Below are 17,511 nucleotides of genomic sequence, written 5' to 3'. Positions count from 1 at the left end.
AGTTCCTATTTAAAATCGGTTTTTCAACATTAAGATCTCAAACCTTTTTGTTGCTTCAGGCAGGTATAAATCTGTTTACATTTTCTTATTTACTTTAAAAATATATGTATTATTAAGTACTTTCATTCACTTAACATTACATATATTTTCGCTACATTTACAGATACGCATTTTCACAGATAATTATTCTGTGAATATATAGAAATACCTATTAGGAGTTTCTTAAAAAAAACTATCACAACAACAAACCAGAGTGACAAACTGTTATTTTACATGAACTAAATTATAAAGAATTATGGCTCGTAATTTTAAAGAAACAATTAAACATCGTAGAACTTATTATTCAATAAGTAATGTATCTCCAATTTCAGACAAAGAAATACAAGAAATTGTAGAATATGCGGTACTCCATGTACCATCATCTTTTAATTCTCAATCGACAAGAGTAGTTCTCTTACTAGGTGACAACCATCGTAAATTATGGAGCATCGTAAAAGAAACATTGAGAAAAATAGTACCGGAAAATAATTTTAAAGCCACAGAAGACAAAATAGACAATTGTTTTGCTGCCGGATATGGTACAGTGTTATACTTCGAAGACCAAGCTGTAGTGGAAGGTTTACAAAAAGCATTCCCTTCATACAGTGAAAACTTCCCTAAGTGGTCAGAACACACATCGGCTATGCACCAATTTACAATATGGAACATGTTGGAAGATGCAGGATTTGGAGCATCACTACAACACTACAATCCATTGATAGATGCAGAGGTTGCCAAAACATGGAAGCTTGATCCTAATTGGAAGCTTGTTTCTCAAATGCCTTTTGGTACACCAACAGCAGAACCGGGAGAAAAAGAATTTTCGCCGCTGGATAAACGTGTATTAGTATTTAAATAAGGTTACTTATCTATATATTTTAGAAGAGGCAGCATCAAGATTCTGCCTCTTCTTTATTATCATATTTAACGGATATATTTATAACGACGGCGCAGGATCACACCGCCAATAAGCAATCCAATAAAACACACAGGAAAAAGAATGTTTAATACAGCATATTTGTTTCTATGCTCATAAATAAGTTTCTTATCCAACAAATTTAGTACCTGAGTCTTCGAACGAAGCTCCATCCAGCCATCATCATTAGCAAGCCAATTGACTGCATTTACTATAAAATCTTTATTCCCATATCTACGTCCCGAAATACGATCATACCCCATCGGCAAAACCTCTGTATTATCGCCCTGCCCTATTACTTCATTCCTTATGATGTCTGATGAGCCTACGACTATCATTTTAGCATCAGCACTCTCTAAACGGGTTTTATATCCTTGCAGGCTTACACTATCGGGAACAAGCCTGTTATTAAAAGCCGATTGAAAAGTACCTTTCAATGAGACTCCAACAGACAGAAAAGATTCATTAAAATAATGCACATCGGATTGAATATGTTCCACATCGAAGGTTATCATCTCGGGAACAGGAACAATACGACTATGTTGTGATGTGGTAAGAAGAATATTCTTTGAAACTGACTTCGATTTATTCAATACATCAACACTGCTCACAAAGGCAGCCTTTACCTCTGTTATATCTTTTGTAATTATATTATCTAAAGAAGGAAGTAACAACGGCGAATAATACCAGGGAATAGTTACAGGTTGTGCCTCTGAATCGTTCTGAACCAATATTTGAGTAGACTGAGCATCCTGAACGAAATTAGATTCAATCCGCACACCGTAAGTAAACAACAAATCATCTAATCCCGTTTCATTCCTCATACTTGCCGATTGCCCTTTATTGGCCAAATCTTCTAAAGACACATATGCACCATCTATCAACCAGAGAATGCGTCCGCCTTTCATTAAATACTGATCGAGAATGTACTTCTCCGCTTCGGAATATCTTTTGGTAGGCCCTGCAATAATTACGACTCTGAAGTTATCAAGAATAGAGGGATCAACACCTATTTCGCCTCTGTTTACAAAAAAGTATTTAGCTAAAGCTTCCTCGGCATCATAGACATAAGCTCTCGGTAATTCTCCATGCCCTTCTATAAAAGCAATAGCCTGAGGTTCGTTTCTCATTAAAAGACGTAAAGCATCGACAAACTGAAATTCGAGATTCACAATTGAAGCTGTCAAATTTTCTTCTGCCGTATTGCCTTTTATATTCTTCAACAAAGAGACTTGCAATGTATCGCCATCCACAATCACCTCTGCATACGGATAAATCAACTGCTTGCTGACTTTTCCATCACGATCAACTTCATTGAGCATAATCGGTGGCATTTCACGATGCGCCATATAATCAGGCAATTCTTCTCTCGATACATTCAATGTAGCAGGGTTTATAAATGAGATTTCCATTTTATAACCTGCATACCTATTCAAATCGCCGAGAAACTGATTAGTAGCATTTCTCAAACGCTGAAAACCAAAGTTAAGATTACCCTCTAAATACACATTGATTTTTACCTGCGAAGATTCACTCTCAGCAAGAGAACCGACTAATGCCTTCGAATAATCGCTGATTGTATATCTTTTATCTGCTGTAAAATCAAACCGGGAATTTGGTAAAAACAGCATCACAACATTCAAAACTAAAATACCGAACCCATATACAATCAATCTTTTATTTGTCTTTTTGTTTTTCAGGCTCAATACGCACAGAGTCGTCAAATAGATGATAAATATATAATTGAAGAATGCCAACACATTATTCATGCTGATAACGCCGCGTTGCACCTCTGACAAATGATATGACAAACCGCAGGACGCAACAAAAACTCTGGTAGCTCCTGCATCAAAAAGAGCACTTAATAGATCGAAGCCAAAATAAATCACAAAATTGATAAATAAGGCTACTACAAATGCTATGATCTGATTCTGAGAAAGTGATGAAGCAAATATCCCGACAGCTATAAAAACGCCTCCTAAACCAATTAGCGACAAATAAGAAATCATTATAACTACTAAGTCTAGATTTCCGACGGGACTGCCCAAAACATACAGAGTATAAACATATATAAAAGTCGGAAGTAGAACTAATACTACAAATAGTAAGGAAGCAAGCCATTTACTACCAATAATAGCAGATATACTAATGGGACGGGAACGAAGCATATCAAGCGTTCGATTACGTTTCTCTTCAGCAATAAGGCGCATGGTCAATGCAGGAATTAGCAGAACAAAGAGAATAGACGAAAGACTAAAAAATTTCTCTAAAGTAGCATAGCCTGTATCCATTATATTGAAATTTCCCTCAAAAAACCACAGCATACTTCCACTTGCAACTAAAAATATCAGTGCAAAAAACAATCCTATACCCGAACATAATATCGAAAGCAGCTCTTTCCGTATCAAAATACCCATCTTAATTTAGTTCATTTATAAGCTTTAAACCTTTTTGCCTCTCACGTAAGGCAAAATAACATAAAAGATTATCATTCAGAGGCAACAATATACCCTTTACTATAGATATGCTACAATGATAGTAATAGATTTGTAACCTTAGACCAACAAAGATATGTAATCGCGAAACTATTTTAAGTACCTTTTTGTTATCTATAGGTGTTAAATTTAAAGAAATATTACTATATCTTTGTAACTAGCTGATTAAGTACAATAAAATAATTATTGACTACTTAATTTAAGTAACAAATAAGTCTGATACTTTATTTTGCATATGCATATAAAATCCGGTGTAAAAATAGGTCTTTTATCTTTGTTGGTTGTTGTAATTATAACGACAGGGATAATTATGTTTCAGAAGCTCAGCCACGATAAAGGAGTATTTGAGACAGATCTATATACACATATCCCGGCAGAGGTTACAGGCATACTGCAAATCAATAAAGAGAAAAACACTAAAGTATTCACGCCCTTCTTTCCTGAACTTGAAAATGTAATTCAAACAATCGAAAGTTCTCTTACCTATCCAATATTAATAGCCGAGCAGAAAGAAGACATCTATATAATAAGCAAAATTACCAGCGAACAAGAATCAAGAATAAAAACCTTACTGAATATTAATTTATATCCTGCTTTTGCTCCTAAAACCAGAACATATAAGGATGCTAAACTATTTTTCTATCCTGCTGATAATAACCGTTTTTTTTCGTGTATGTTTTATCAGGGATTTTTTATCGGAGGATATAACTACACACTTCTAGAGCATTTTGTTGATACCGATTCGTCTAATAATATATTCAGTAATAAATCTGCGACCGAAATAGCGAAACAAATAAAGACAAGTTATCCGGCAAACCTTTATTTCAATAATAAGACGTTCTTCACCTCGTTCAATATTGATCTTGAACATAATCTCATCGAACTTGAAGGCTTTACCAGTATTCCTTTTTCGAATAACTGGCCTAATCAAGCAATTACCGATAACGATAGTATAGCCATCGACTATTCAATATTCCCCGATTCTTTAATATCTTATCAGGTAGACACCAATGCAGCAAGTATTTCAAGCTCGCTTATTTGCCTATTTGACGCACCGTCATATGGATTTATTTTAAATGAAGATCAAGCATCCCCTATTTACGCACTCAAACATAAAGACGATCGTTTCGACATATATAATCATCTCAATAAACTTGAAGTAAATTACATACAAAGAAGATTCAGTACCAGAGACAGAGTCTTAGGAAATCAGCATATCTACATGACATCCGAGCAAATGGGCAGGGATATTTTTCATCACGATTCATCTGTCTATCTTGCATTTTATAAAGACTATCTTCTGGTTAGTGCCGACAGGGATATTATGCTACAATATCTAAAGAGCAATGGTAATTATAAACCCAATGTACCTCTGGATCCTATAAGTATAAGTATACAAACAGTATCTCTGTTTTTCAGTAACAATATTCAAAAATTTCATCCTGACTATTTGAATAATTATTATCTGATCAAAAAGATGGGCAAAGACCAAGCGTATTTCAAGACCTATATAGAAAACGGAGAAAAGAAAATCGAAATAGTATTAAACAATTAATTACCGGCCAGCGTTATAGAATCGACACTTATAAAGAAGAAAGTATAACTAATAAAATATATAGATATGGCAATTGTAAAAGAGCTAAAAGCATTCATGATGAGGGGCAATGTAGTCGATATGGCCGTAGGGGTTATAGTCGGTGGAGCATTCGGGCAAATAGTAAACTCACTTGTGAATGATGTTATTATGCCTCCAATCGGAGTACTTCTTAACGGTGTTAACTTTACAGATTTAAAGCTGGTCATTAAAGAAGCATCCGTAGATGCAGCCGGAACAGTAATACCTGCCGTTAGTCTCAATTATGGCAACTTTATACAGATGGTAATCAACTTTATAATTATATCGACTGCCATATTTTTTGTTATTAGAGGAATGAATAGTCTTCAAAATAAGAAAGATGAAGTTCCTGCAGCGCCTCCTGCTCCTTCCAAAGAAGAAGTTTTACTGGCTGAGATCAGAGATCTTCTCAAAGAAAAAAAATAAAGATTCAGGATTTAATACTGATATGAATCGGATGGAACTACAAGATTTCATCCGATTTTATTATACTAATTATTAACACTTAACCATATAGATAGGTTATCATCTATAAAGCTACATTTTTCAACATAAGATTTTTATTTAGCATTAAAATAGTCATTATTTAACCTAACATTTTAGATTCTGTAAAGATTCCTTATCTTTGTAAATACATACCAAAAGCTAATACTAATAACAATATTATAATGAAATTTGGAAAGCTCTTACTCATCCTATTCGTTTTTATGTCCTGTAGTGATGATGACAATTTAGAACCAGTAACACCAACGGAACCAACCCCGCCAACAGTCGAAAAAGTACCCACTATCCCTCTTGTTTTCTTCGATAACTTTATCAATAAGTCTGTAGACTACAAGGCTGTAAGGATTGGGGAATACTTATGGATGAATAGCAATATAAATCATTACGCCGGTCAGCCTTTTACCAAAGCCGACATAGAACTTGTGCTTACAAGATACAGACTTGATCCACAATCACTCAAAAATGTGAGTATTGCCGATATTGAGAAGTATTGTGGTCCTTATTATGATAGGAATCGTTTCGAATATCTGGAAGATAGAGGCAAGTGTGTTATTTACGAAGGAAAAGAGAAAGTACTAACTAGTGGATGGAGTGCAGCATCAACTAATGATTTCCGTCAATTATTCGCAATGTGTGGAAATGGTACAGAACAAGATGTGAGGCATTCTCTAACGGTTCAGGCAGGAGATAACCCTGTTGCTATTCCCGGATTAACTTATTGGTTCGGACCTAATAATACCAATAAATACGGATTCAATCTAATGCCCGGAGGAGCACGTTTCAATGGGCCTCAAGTATTTGAGCTAAAACACAATCATGAGGGTACCGATACTGAATCTTTTAATGCATTAACCGGTGATTTTTATGGTTTTATTGAAGCTACCTTGTTTCAAACATGGGATGGAAGAGTTGCTATACATGATTACCCGGAAGGAATTTCACAGAAAACATGGCATTGGATGCCTGTACGTTGGTGCCGTAAACTCACAACTGCAGAACTTGGCTATAGACTATATATCAATCAGGAACAGACAGAGATAAAAAAGATAATTCTTACAGAATCGGCTCCTCAAGGGTATACAGAACTACCTAATGGCTATATCAGAGGTTTTTATGTGCAATTTATTTTAGACAATCCCAATCCATTGAAAACAGTATCTCAGATTGTAGAAATGGCTAAGTACTTAAGATAATAAACTAAAAGGAGCTATTCGTAAAGAATAGCTCCTTTTTCTAAATAGTTTACCTTACGGAATATTATTTCACATCCCAGAATATCTTAGTAGTACGAGTATTTTTTGCTTGTACATCCGCATAATTAGGATTGTAATTTGTTTCATCCGAAGGATAAACAATGCGGGTAGGCGGTGTTTCAAAACCATTAGTCATACCATCTGAGGGGAAAGGTAATAATACCGGATATTTAGTTCGTCTATATTCAGTCCAACATTCGATACCTTGTAAAAATCCAAAGTGTAACCATTTTTGAGTTCCTATCAATTCTAATTTCTTGTCTGCAGTTCCTGCATACGCAATGCGTTCTGTGACAAATTTATCTATAAGAGCATCGGAAGGTTTAACTTCTAGTCTGAATCCGCCACCAGAAGTACTACTTGCTATACTATTTAAATAATAATAGAATGACACAGATTGTTTTACAGCTGTTTCATAAGCAGATTTAGCTTTAGCCGCATCACCCCAACGTTGTTGAGCTTCAGCTTTAATAAAGTTGACCTCAGAAGCTGTAATTCTGATCCCCGGAATATTACTATTTTGCCAAATTGTTGTAGAATCCCAACATGAGAAAGTATTACTATACTGAGTTAGCTGTTCGTTTGTTAAAGTAATTGGCGCCCCTGAATAACCTATATTTTGCACCTTATTTTTAGCATTTTTATCGAACATAACATCCAATCTGATGTCCTCAGTCGGAACCATCAATTTATTCAGCATAAAATCAGGAGCAACATATGATAATCCATCACTCAAAGCCATAACTAACGAATTCGTATAATCCTTAAGAGGAGTATTCAGTATATCTGTTGTAGCAGGATTATAATTAGCAACATTATCTCCATCCACTAAAGGATACTTAGCCGGATCATTGAGCATTTTCAGAATCTCACTTTTAGCATAATCCTCATTAACATAAGATATATGGATTAAAAGTCTTAATCGTATTGAATTTGCATATTTCTGCCATTTCTTCACATCTCCTGCCAATAGAATATCTTGTCTCTGAAACATTGTAGTTCCTTGTGCAGTAGAAAAATAAGTGGCCGTCTTATCCAATTCCTCAATGAAGCTCATATACAGCTCTTGCTGATTGTCAAATTTAGCTGGTGTACTCACGGATGTCAAATGTAGACTTCCTGCTTCTGAAAATGGGATATCCCCGTACATATCAACAAATTGTGAACCAACATCATAAAGTATAACTTTAATTGCTTGAAAAAAGATTTCATTAGCAACTTGCTCAGCAGGGGTACTTTGTGTCGAGTTCACATTTTCCATCTGACGATACATAGCCATAGCACCTCCAAACTGGGCACTGTAATAATCCCGCCAGTATTGTCCATAATAACCATCATTCGACTGATATACAGATGAACTTTTATTGAAAGCTACTGTTTGTGTATAAACACCCTGTCCAACAGCCAATATTGTTCTTACATGCCAATATTCCGAACGCATTCTGGAATTGTTAATCGCGGAAGTAAATAATGCTGGAATACTACCTTGGGTAGTTTGTTCAGGATCATTAAATTTATCTTCCAGATTACAGCTAACCGTCAGTAATAATGCAGACGCAAAGACCGTAATTATTATTAATATCTTTTTCATTGTTTCCTTGTTTTAAAATTTTGCATTTACTGAAAATCCAAAGGTCCTTGAAGCTGGTGAAGCACCACTATCAATCCCCTGCGACCACCATCTACTTCCAATCGACGCTTCCGGATCTATATTCTCTAAACTTCTCCACACATAGAATAGGTTTCTGCCAAATACTGAAAGGCGAAGACCTGATAATCCTATTTTTTTTGCATATAGATCAGGAACTGCATATCCCAATGTTAACTCACGGAATTTGATAAAATCATTATCGTATACCATACCATCATTCCAACCATCAGCACCCCATTGATAAGTTGTACGATAAAATTCAGCAGCTGAAATAGTCACATTGTTAGGCAAACCGGTATTTTCATTCACTCCATTAATAACCATACCGTCTGTAAGGGAATACTGTTTACCATTAGTCGCCAAATAATTCCAAGATGCCCCACCATTCTCTGGATCTCTGTATTTCATTGTACTTTCATACAAACCTGCTGCAGTACCATATTTAGTAGGAGGAGATACTATCTGTCCGCCAAATCGGTAATCAATTGTAAAATCTAATGAGAAATTATTATAATTGAAAGTATTCGACCATCCGCCTACTACTTTAGGCATAATATTACCAACTTTCTCATACTTAGTCTGATCTATTATATAAAATCCTTCATTACTAATAAGAAACTCTCCTTTATCGTTTTTCTTAGGAACAAACGAATAAATATTACCTAATGTTTCACCGGCAACAGAAGAGATCTTAATACTCCCCTGGTCAAATGAAGCAAATTGAAGTTCATTAATACCCGGTGCTAAAGAGTTTACCTTGGAAGAATTAAAAGCCCAATTAAGACGAGTAGTCCATCGGAATTTTCCAATAAACGGAGTTACACTGGTTGCAATTTCCAAACCTTTACTTCCTATTTCTCCAACATTCACAGTCTGATCTGTAGCACCACTTGATAAAGGTACAGTTATATTCATTATTTGATCCTTCACCTTGTTGGTATAATAGCTTACATCCAAACTCACACGATCATCAAAGAATCGTTTTTCCAAACCAAATTCCCATTCGTGTTTCATTTCAGCAGTTAAATTCAGATTACCATAAGTAGACTTCATTGTAAAAGCAGGAACAGAACCTGTAGAGGCTTGTAACGATGTTTGTGTATAGGCCACATTAGCTGCATACATTACAGGAGAGTTACCTACAATACCATATGATGCTCTAACCTTTCCATAAGTTATCCATGAAGGTAATTTAAATGCATCACTATATACCCAACTACTGTTAGTAGACCAGTAGAAATAGTGATTATTATCAACAGGAAGGGTAGATGAGTATTCCTGACGGGCAGTAGATTCTAAAAATAGCATATCTTTATATGATAAATTCAGAACACCAATGTAAGCATACTTAAGCAGTTCTCTTGTATTGGAGTTAGTTCCAACTGATCCATATGAGTTGGATAATGAGAACCAATTCTCTACATTAAGTCCATTTCGAGTACTTGAATACTGTGATTTATATTCTTCCTGACGACCCTGAAATCCTCCAGCAAGAGTAAATCCAAAATCCGGAGTAATTTTATCTGAGTAAGTAAGCATAGCATCACCATAAAGTATCGAATACTGATTCTTAGTAATCTCATATCGACCGGTACTACCATCAGAGTTATAAATTTGATTGTATTCAGTATATCCCCTGCCTTCTATATTTGCAGCAGTAAAGTCATTACCAATACGACCTCTAAATTTTAATTTATCTAAAACATTCCAATTAAGGGTTGCACTAGTTATTAAACGATTTTCAGTTTCATCATAACTGTTTCTTAATCTTTCCCATAAATAATCCAATGTATTAGTAGCACGTATGGTGTAAATGAATGCATCGTCAGGATTTCCTTTAGAAGCTCCATATGTCACATATTTATACCCTTCAGACGTCTTATAATTATTAAGAAGTGTCGAAACTTTTTCAGCGCGGCTAAACATCCCGTCATTACTTCCTAATATATTATAAGTAGAATAAGGTCTATTTTTGATATTTGTATTAATATAGTTAGCAACAACATCCAGCGTCACATTTTTATCCAGATTAATAACAGAATTCAAATTAAATGTATTTTTCTGTACTCCACTGTTTCTTTGAGTTCCCGAATTATCTAACCTTGTATATGACAAACGATAATTTAAATTATCTGTTTGTTTCGCCAAAGCGATATTCAGATTAGATGTATATCCTGTTTGAAATAAATCCTTAAAGTTATCACTGCCACTATAAGTACCTACAGAACCATCCCACCACGAAACTTGCTGTCCTTCAAATTTAGGTCCAAATTGTGCATAAGCTCTAAAATAAGGACGATATCCATTATTAAGTTTCGAATTTTCATCATACATCCAACCGTCAACAGTAGCACCATTAGCCAGATTTATAGACGGCTCATAACCAGGACCATATGTTGTTTGATATTTAGGAAGGAAAGCTACGTTTTCCACCATACCGTTCCAGTTCACTTCTACACCTAACCCTTGACCTTTCGATCCTCTTTTAGTTGTGATAACCACTACACCACTAGCAGCGTCCGATCCGTAAAGAGCCGATGCCGATGCACCTTTCAGTATGGTCATTGTTTCTATATCCAGAGGGTTAATATCTAACAATCCGTTTCCTCTAATACGTTGGTCACCATCAAATCCCCCATTATTGGTTCCCTGTCCCGCTGCCTGACCATCATTACGAATCATCACACCATCCACTACGTACAATGGTTGTTGGTCATAATTCAATGAATTTATACCACGAATCTGGATATTTACAGCACTAGTTGCCCCACCAGGGGCTGTTGTGATTTTCACACCCGCTGCTTTTCCATATAATGCAGATCCAAAGTTGGTTGTACCCGCCTCCGTTAGCTGTTTTGCTGAAATAGAACTAACAGAATATCCGATTTCTTTAGGAGGGCGTTGCACACCGATTGGCGCTGTAACAACTACTGTGGAAAGCATTTGAGAATCATCCTCTAACAGAACATCAATAGTAGCTTCAGATCCTACCGTTACCCTCTTAGGTGTATATCCTACATATGTAAATTCCAGTACAGAACCTACACGTGGTACATTTATGGTATATCGACCATCAAAATCAGTAGCTGTTCCTATTGAAGTACCTATAACTTTGACACTTACGCCTATAAGCGCTTCGCCATTTGAATCGATAACAGTACCTTTGATCACAGTCTGTTTTCCATCTTGCAACACTTGTGCTTCAACTACTTTTTCGCCTGATAATGAAGGATTAGCTCCAACATTGGGTGCTGCCCAAACAGAGAAAAAGAGAAATGCAAACAAAACCCGCTTAAACGCAATCGGCGTCTGAGCTAGGTTAATAGCCTTTTTCTTCATAGAAAATTAGTTTTTAATTAAATTTCAGATTTATTAATCAATCTAGTTCCGTGCAGCAAATATAATTACAAAAAAAATATAAAAAAAAGTTTTCAGGACATTATTTTTTTAACAAACGGATAGAACTTTCGACCCAGAAACAGCATAAACAAAGGATTTCAGGATATATTAAGAGTTTTTTGATTTTAACTAAAAGAAACAATCATCCACAATATTTCACCATAAATATACACACTAATAGGTATTATAAACCTATAAATGAGTTGATTATACACACTTAAAATACAATAAAAACACAATAAGACCGACCATGAAAAAAATGTTAACTACCTACATATGTTATATAACACATGAAAATCTTTTAGATTACCTATTCAAGAAAAATAAACAACAAAAAACAAAATCAGCCATTAAAAAATCTTTTTGATGCAGGAAAAACAATTAAAGCTTCCTTAAGACACAACAACCCAACAATAAATGACACTACTAAGACATAAAGGAAGTGAATAATAATTAATTAAAATTCAATTAGCTTTAGAAAATAGTGAAATAACATATGAGTAAAATAAAAAATGACGTACAAATACATCCGGAAATTCAAAATAGTTATATAAAAATAGGGTAAGCTTATATTGCTTACCCTATTTTTATTTTCCTGCTCAAATCATTTTAAGAACATCAGCTTCCAGTGACTCCGGCTTAGTTGTTGGACTAAATCGTTTTACCGTCTGTCCGTCCCTGTCAATGAGAAATTTTGTGAAGTTCCACTTTATTCCAGAAAAGAGAAAACCTCTTGCTTTTTTCTTCAAAAACTGAAAGATAGGAGCTGCCTCTTTACCATTTACATCAACCTTTTTCATCAAAGGGAAAGTAACTCCGTAGTTAAGTTCACAGAATGAGGCTATCTCAGCATCAGCGGCCGGTTCTTGGTTTGCAAATTGATTACAAGGAAAACCTAATATCACCAGCCCTTGATCTTTATACTTCTGATAGAGGTATTCAAGACCTTTATATTGAGGTGTAAAACCACACTTACTAGCTGTATTGACAATCAAGACCACCTGTCCTCGATATTGAGCAAGATCAACATCCTGCCCGTTATTTCCTTTGACTATAAAGTCATAAATAGTAGTAGGCATATAGTTTTATCTTATATGTTTTATTTCAAGATAGCTAAAGCAGCCTCATAATTAGGCTCATCTTTGATTTCGGGGACAAGTTCTGTATAAACAACTTCTCCCTCTGCATTTACAACAACCAATGATCGAGCAAGTAACCCTTTCAATGGACCATCTACTAATAGTACTCCATAATCACGAGCAAAGGCTTGATCTCTGAAAACAGAAACTGGAATAACATTCTCTATACCTTCTGTTGTACAGAATCTACCTGCTGCAAATGGAAGGTCAGCAGAAACAGCTAATATTACAGTATTAGACAAGCTTGCAGCTCCTTTATTGAATTTTCTTACTGAAGCAGCACAAGTACTTGTGTCTAAACTCGGGAAAATATTAAGAATAACGTTTTTACCTTTAAGATCTGATAAAGATAATTCTGATAAATCTTGTTTTACCAATGTAAAAGCCGGTGCTTTTGATTTTACTGATGGTAAATTACCAATTGTATTTACCGCTTGACCGCCTAATGTAATTTGTGACATTTGAGTTATTTTTTAATTGTGAATATAATTATAACGCAGAAACAATCCGCATCTTATTTTATTTAAGGATTTAAAACCTTATTTTATTTCAATAACAAATTCCGATTGAGGATGCCTTGCCTTCTTCATCTTAACTAACCAATCATTAGACTCATCTCTGTAACCTAATGGCAGTAGGGTAACACTTCTCAACCCTTGCCCGGAAAGGTTCAATAATTTATCTACAGCTTCGTTATCAAAACCCTCCATAGGAGTTGTATCTACCTTAAGCTCAGCAGCCATAGCAATGGCATAGGCAAAAGCAATATATGATTGGCGTGCTGTATGTGCAAAGTTTTCTTCGTGAGGACGAGCCAAATAAAGCGATTTCAAGCGATCTGTATAATCTTTATATCTATCAACCGGTTGTTCTCTTGCTCCGGTAGTGATACCATATATATGATCTATTCTTTCTTCGGTGTAATTATCCCACGCAGCAAAAACCAACAAATGCGAACAATCTGCAACTTGCTGTTGCCCCATAGATATAGGCACAAGTTGATTTTTCAACTCTTGGTTAGTTATAACAATTACCTTGAAAGGCTGTAGTCCCGATGAAGTTGGAGCCAATCTGGCCGCTTCTACTATTTGATCTACTAATTTTTGATCTACTTTTTTAGAAGCATCAAACTTCTTTGTGGCATATCGCCATTTTGCTTGTTCTAATAAACTCATTTTATTTTAAATATAATGTAAGACGTTTTATAATAGTATTCCAGATCTATTTATCCCTCAAAACTCATAGTTTACACTTAGAGGTGGTCAACAATATTCTCTTTAACTGCTCACGCAATGCGATCAATTGTTCATCCTCCGTTTCCAACTGCTCTTTTAAATACATTGGAATATTTTCAGCTTGCAGCCTAAGTCCCTCTCCTTTTTCTGAAATTACAATATCTACAACCCTTTCATCTATGCAAGAGCGTTTTCGAGAAAGTAGTCCGTTAGATTCCATCCGCTTCAATAAAGGAGTCAGCGTTCCACTATCAAGCCAAAGCAACTCACCTATACACTTTACGGTAGCCGATTTATGCTCCCATAGTACCAACATAACCAGATATTGAGGGTATGTTAAACCCAATTTATCCAGATAAGGTCTATATAAAGCTGCCATCTGCCTAGCTAAAGCATATATAGGAAAGCAGACTTGATTTTCGAGTTTTAAATATTCTGTCATTACCTACTAACAATTTAGTTTTGTAAAATTATATTGCGCACAATTAAAATAAGAATATTATACGTTAAATATTATAAAATACAGCTATGATTATATCTATATCTATATACGCTACATCTATTTAACAATATAACTAAATGGAAAACAGCGAATTATCACCGACCTACATTATATCTATCTGCCTAGGCTTTTTATCAATAAACCACAGGGCTTGATTGCGAAAAAGTCATTGGAGATTCGGTTATTTCATACGAAAATCTCTCAACAATGAAATAACAAGTTATCTTAAAGAAATATGATTACCTTATTAAATCAACACTCCCTATATTGCATAGGAGTCATTCCTACCCTCTTTCTGAAAAAACTACCAAAGAAAGAGGCATTTGCAAAGTTTAACTCCTCCGATATTTGTAAGATAGTCATATTTGAGGTTTTCAATAGAGCTTTAGCGGCCATTACAACCATCTCATCAATCCACTGCAAAACAGGTTTTCCTGTAACATCTTTTATTACTTTTGATAAATATTTGGGAGTTAAAAACATTTTTTCGGCATAAAAGGAGATACTCCTCTCCTGTTTGTGGTATTTGAACAGTAATTCTACAAACTGATTTATAAGTTCTTCTTGTCTTGATTTGGTTCGAGCGTTATCAATAAGCTTCAAACCTTGATACAATTGCATCACCTCACATATAAGTGTATATAATAAGCTTTTTGCAATCTTCTCCCGATATATATTATCTGTCTTTTTATATTGCTTTACAATGAAAGCATGAAATTCGAGCAGATTTTGAGTTTCCTCTTCTGTTATTTTTAGACACGGCATCTGCCCTATCTTTTCGGGAATATCCATATCCATAGTCAATTTAAGATCTGCAATAAAATCGAAGGTGAAGAAGAGAAACTCAATGGACAGATCGTCACTTTCAGATAATAATTCGACTATATACCCCGGCATGATCGTAATAAGCATATTCTCTGTAACATGATATTCCTGAAGATTAATCTTCATCCGTGCATTTCCTTTCACACAAATCGCAAAGCTAATCCCTTCTACGATATGTGGATATCGAAGATCCAAAAAGTAATCTTGAACATTAAAACTCTTATCTGACACAATGAAATTTTTCAGTATAGAAGGTGAAATTCCTTTCGAAATATCGGTACAAGGAATCTTTCCGTATTGATCTTCACTCATAATTACAGCATTTACTTATTTACAGACAAATATAATAGAATAAAAAAAGGAAACCACACAAAAAGCGACATTTAGAACATAATTGTAGCTTTTTAGAGTTTACAATATTCATTTAAACTAGTGATCTTTGTAAAAGAAATTAGAGTTAACAACAATAGGGTTATTAAAGCAGCGAAAAGGAATGAGTAAAGTTAGTCTTAAGACGTGGCATTTTTTGTTGGTATTTGCCATATTAGTAATTTCTTCAAATATTATCTGGAGTAAAGAATTACACAACACACCAATGGTAGAAGAAAATTCAGCATTAATAGAATTAGACAATCAATCATTTTCCGACAATGTAGCTTCGGGTACTTGTTTTGTTCTTTTTTATACGGATGAATCTGATGTATGCACCAAGATGGAACAGAACCTAAATCAGCTTATAAAAGCTTCTGAAGGTCATACCGGATTCTACAAATTGAACATAGACAAATATCCGGGTGAATATGGAAAGTATGCCATATCGGGTACACCGAGCACATTAATATTTAAAGACGGTAAGGAGATCGACCGTATTATGGGTATAGTACCTATTTCGAACTTGATAATGATCTACAAACGAAGTATATAAATAATTTGTAACGAAAAAATGGTGTTATGACTAAACAAAGAACTTTAAAACAAAGTTTCTCTTTGGAAGGAAAGGGACTTCATACAGGAATTAACGGACGTATAACATTTAATCCGGCTCCTGACAATCACGGATATAAGATAAGAAGAACAGATATAGATGGGCAACCTATTATAAACGCTTTGGCTGAAAATGTAACTTCTACTGCCAGAGGAACAGTACTATCCAAAAATGGGATTCAGGTAGGCACAGTGGAACATGCGTTGGCTGCGTTGTATGCTTGTGAAATAGACAATTGCCTGATCGATATAAATGCTCCCGAATTCCCTATTTTGGATGGAAGCTCTACCCTGTATGTTCGTAAAATAAAAGAGGTGGGAGTCACTTTACAGCAAACAGAAAGAGTATACATAAGCTTTCCTCGTAAAAAGATAAAAGTGATGGATGAAGTCTCCGGATCATCGATGCTTTTATTACCCGATGACCATTTCAACATCGAATGCCATATTTCGTTTGATTCCATCCTGCTTAAACGTCAGAATGCACGCTTAGAGGATTTATCGGATTTCACCAAAGATTTTGCTTCGGCACGTACTTTTGTTTTTGTGAAAGAGGTTGAACACCTATTAAAGAGCAACCTGATCAAAGGAGGAGATCTGGACAATGCAATCGTCATTTATGACCAACTGATGCCTCAGGAAGAGCTTGATCGGATATCAGATCTAATGGATATCAAAAGAAAAGATGCCAGTAAATTAGGCTATATGATGAACAAACCGTTGCTGTATGCTAATGAACCTGCACGTCATAAATTACTCGACATAATAGGTGATGTTGCTTTAGTCGGGTATTTCATAAAAGGTAAAATTGTAGCTAATTCTCCCGGTCACCGCATTAATAATATGTTTGCAAGAGCTATTCGCAAGCAATTGAATGTTAGCACGGAAGCCGATATGAATATTCAACAACCTAAACCCAGTCATTTTTATTGGAACTGTCCTTAATAAAACTTT

At 35.1% G+C, this 17,511-nt stretch carries 14 protein-coding genes; 6 read left to right on the top strand and 8 right to left on the bottom strand.

What is annotated here, in order from left to right; genetic code table 11:
- Nucleotides 1–295 precede the first annotated feature (295 nt).
- Complete coding sequence (locus tag CLV62_RS08410; protein ID WP_110310338.1) at nt 296–898, top strand: nitroreductase family protein; 603 nt, start codon at nt 296–298, stop codon at nt 896–898.
- 65 nt (nt 899–963) lie between these two features.
- On the opposite strand, the gene gldG is transcribed toward CLV62_RS08410, so the two are convergent.
- The gene (gene gldG / locus CLV62_RS08405) at nt 964–3,372 is read right to left on the bottom strand and encodes a gliding motility-associated ABC transporter substrate-binding protein GldG (RefSeq protein ID WP_110310337.1); all 2,409 of its coding nucleotides are present in this window, start codon (nt 3,370–3,372) and stop codon (nt 964–966) included.
- A gap of 313 nt (nt 3,373–3,685) precedes the next feature.
- On the opposite strand from gldG, the gene CLV62_RS08400 reads away from it, so the two are divergent.
- The 3 genes from CLV62_RS08400 (at nt 3,686) to CLV62_RS08390 (ending at nt 6,762) form a co-directional block, all read left to right on the top strand.
- On the top strand, nt 3,686–5,005 hold the full coding sequence (locus tag CLV62_RS08400; RefSeq protein ID WP_110310336.1) for a hypothetical protein: 1,320 nt from the start codon (nt 3,686–3,688) through the stop codon (nt 5,003–5,005).
- A 66-nt stretch (nt 5,006–5,071) separates the two neighbouring features.
- Entirely contained in the window at nt 5,072–5,491 is a 420-nt protein-coding gene (gene mscL, locus CLV62_RS08395; RefSeq protein ID WP_110310335.1) for a large-conductance mechanosensitive channel protein MscL, read from the top strand.
- A gap of 242 nt (nt 5,492–5,733) precedes the next feature.
- Nucleotides 5,734–6,762: a hypothetical protein gene (locus tag CLV62_RS08390; RefSeq protein WP_110310334.1), complete on the top strand. Its 1,029-nt coding sequence runs from the start codon at nt 5,734–5,736 to the stop codon at nt 6,760–6,762.
- A gap of 64 nt (nt 6,763–6,826) precedes the next feature.
- Here CLV62_RS08390 and CLV62_RS08385 read toward each other — a convergent pair whose 3' ends face one another.
- The 7 genes from CLV62_RS08385 to CLV62_RS08355 form a co-directional block, all read right to left on the bottom strand.
- A complete protein-coding gene (locus CLV62_RS08385; protein ID WP_110310333.1) occupies nt 6,827–8,413 on the bottom strand; it encodes a SusD/RagB family nutrient-binding outer membrane lipoprotein in 1,587 nt (528 codons plus the stop codon).
- Nucleotides 8,414–8,425: 12 nt separating this feature from the next.
- Complete coding sequence (locus CLV62_RS08380) at nt 8,426–11,812, bottom strand: SusC/RagA family TonB-linked outer membrane protein (RefSeq protein WP_110310332.1); 3,387 nt, start codon at nt 11,810–11,812, stop codon at nt 8,426–8,428.
- 659 nt (nt 11,813–12,471) lie between these two features.
- Nucleotides 12,472–12,951 carry a glutathione peroxidase gene (locus CLV62_RS08375; protein WP_110310331.1) on the bottom strand — a complete coding sequence of 160 codons (480 nt, stop codon included), beginning with the start codon at nt 12,949–12,951 and terminating at the stop codon, nt 12,472–12,474.
- Nucleotides 12,952–12,971: 20 nt separating this feature from the next.
- Nucleotides 12,972–13,472, bottom strand: coding sequence for a thiol peroxidase (tpx, locus tag CLV62_RS08370; RefSeq protein WP_110310330.1), 501 nt, complete (start codon nt 13,470–13,472; stop codon nt 12,972–12,974).
- Between the two features lie 78 nt (nt 13,473–13,550).
- Nucleotides 13,551–14,186, bottom strand: coding sequence for a nitroreductase family protein (locus CLV62_RS08365; RefSeq protein ID WP_110310329.1), 636 nt, complete (start codon nt 14,184–14,186; stop codon nt 13,551–13,553).
- Nucleotides 14,187–14,250: 64 nt separating this feature from the next.
- The gene (locus CLV62_RS08360) at nt 14,251–14,688 is read right to left on the bottom strand and encodes a MarR family winged helix-turn-helix transcriptional regulator (RefSeq protein WP_110310328.1); all 438 of its coding nucleotides are present in this window, start codon (nt 14,686–14,688) and stop codon (nt 14,251–14,253) included.
- A gap of 312 nt (nt 14,689–15,000) precedes the next feature.
- Nucleotides 15,001–15,885, bottom strand: a complete 885-nt coding sequence (locus CLV62_RS08355; RefSeq protein WP_110310327.1) for a helix-turn-helix domain-containing protein — start codon at nt 15,883–15,885, stop codon at nt 15,001–15,003.
- 181 nt (nt 15,886–16,066) lie between these two features.
- Between CLV62_RS08355 and CLV62_RS08350 the strand changes: the two genes are divergently transcribed.
- Together CLV62_RS08350 and CLV62_RS08345 are read left to right on the top strand one after the other, a co-directional pair.
- On the top strand, nt 16,067–16,498 hold the full coding sequence (locus CLV62_RS08350) for a thioredoxin family protein (RefSeq protein ID WP_110310326.1): 432 nt from the start codon (nt 16,067–16,069) through the stop codon (nt 16,496–16,498).
- A 26-nt stretch (nt 16,499–16,524) separates the two neighbouring features.
- Complete coding sequence (locus CLV62_RS08345) at nt 16,525–17,502, top strand: UDP-3-O-acyl-N-acetylglucosamine deacetylase (RefSeq protein ID WP_110310325.1); 978 nt, start codon at nt 16,525–16,527, stop codon at nt 17,500–17,502.
- Nucleotides 17,503–17,511 lie beyond the last annotated feature (9 nt).

The organism is Indolivaga alginatilytica (assembly GCF_003201355.1).
In the GTDB taxonomy this organism is placed as follows: Bacteria; Bacteroidota; Bacteroidia; order Bacteroidales; family Dysgonomonadaceae; genus Dysgonomonas_A; species Dysgonomonas_A alginatilytica.
Note: the sequence above shows the minus strand (reverse complement) of the source record. Positions and strands in the feature narration are given on the sequence as shown.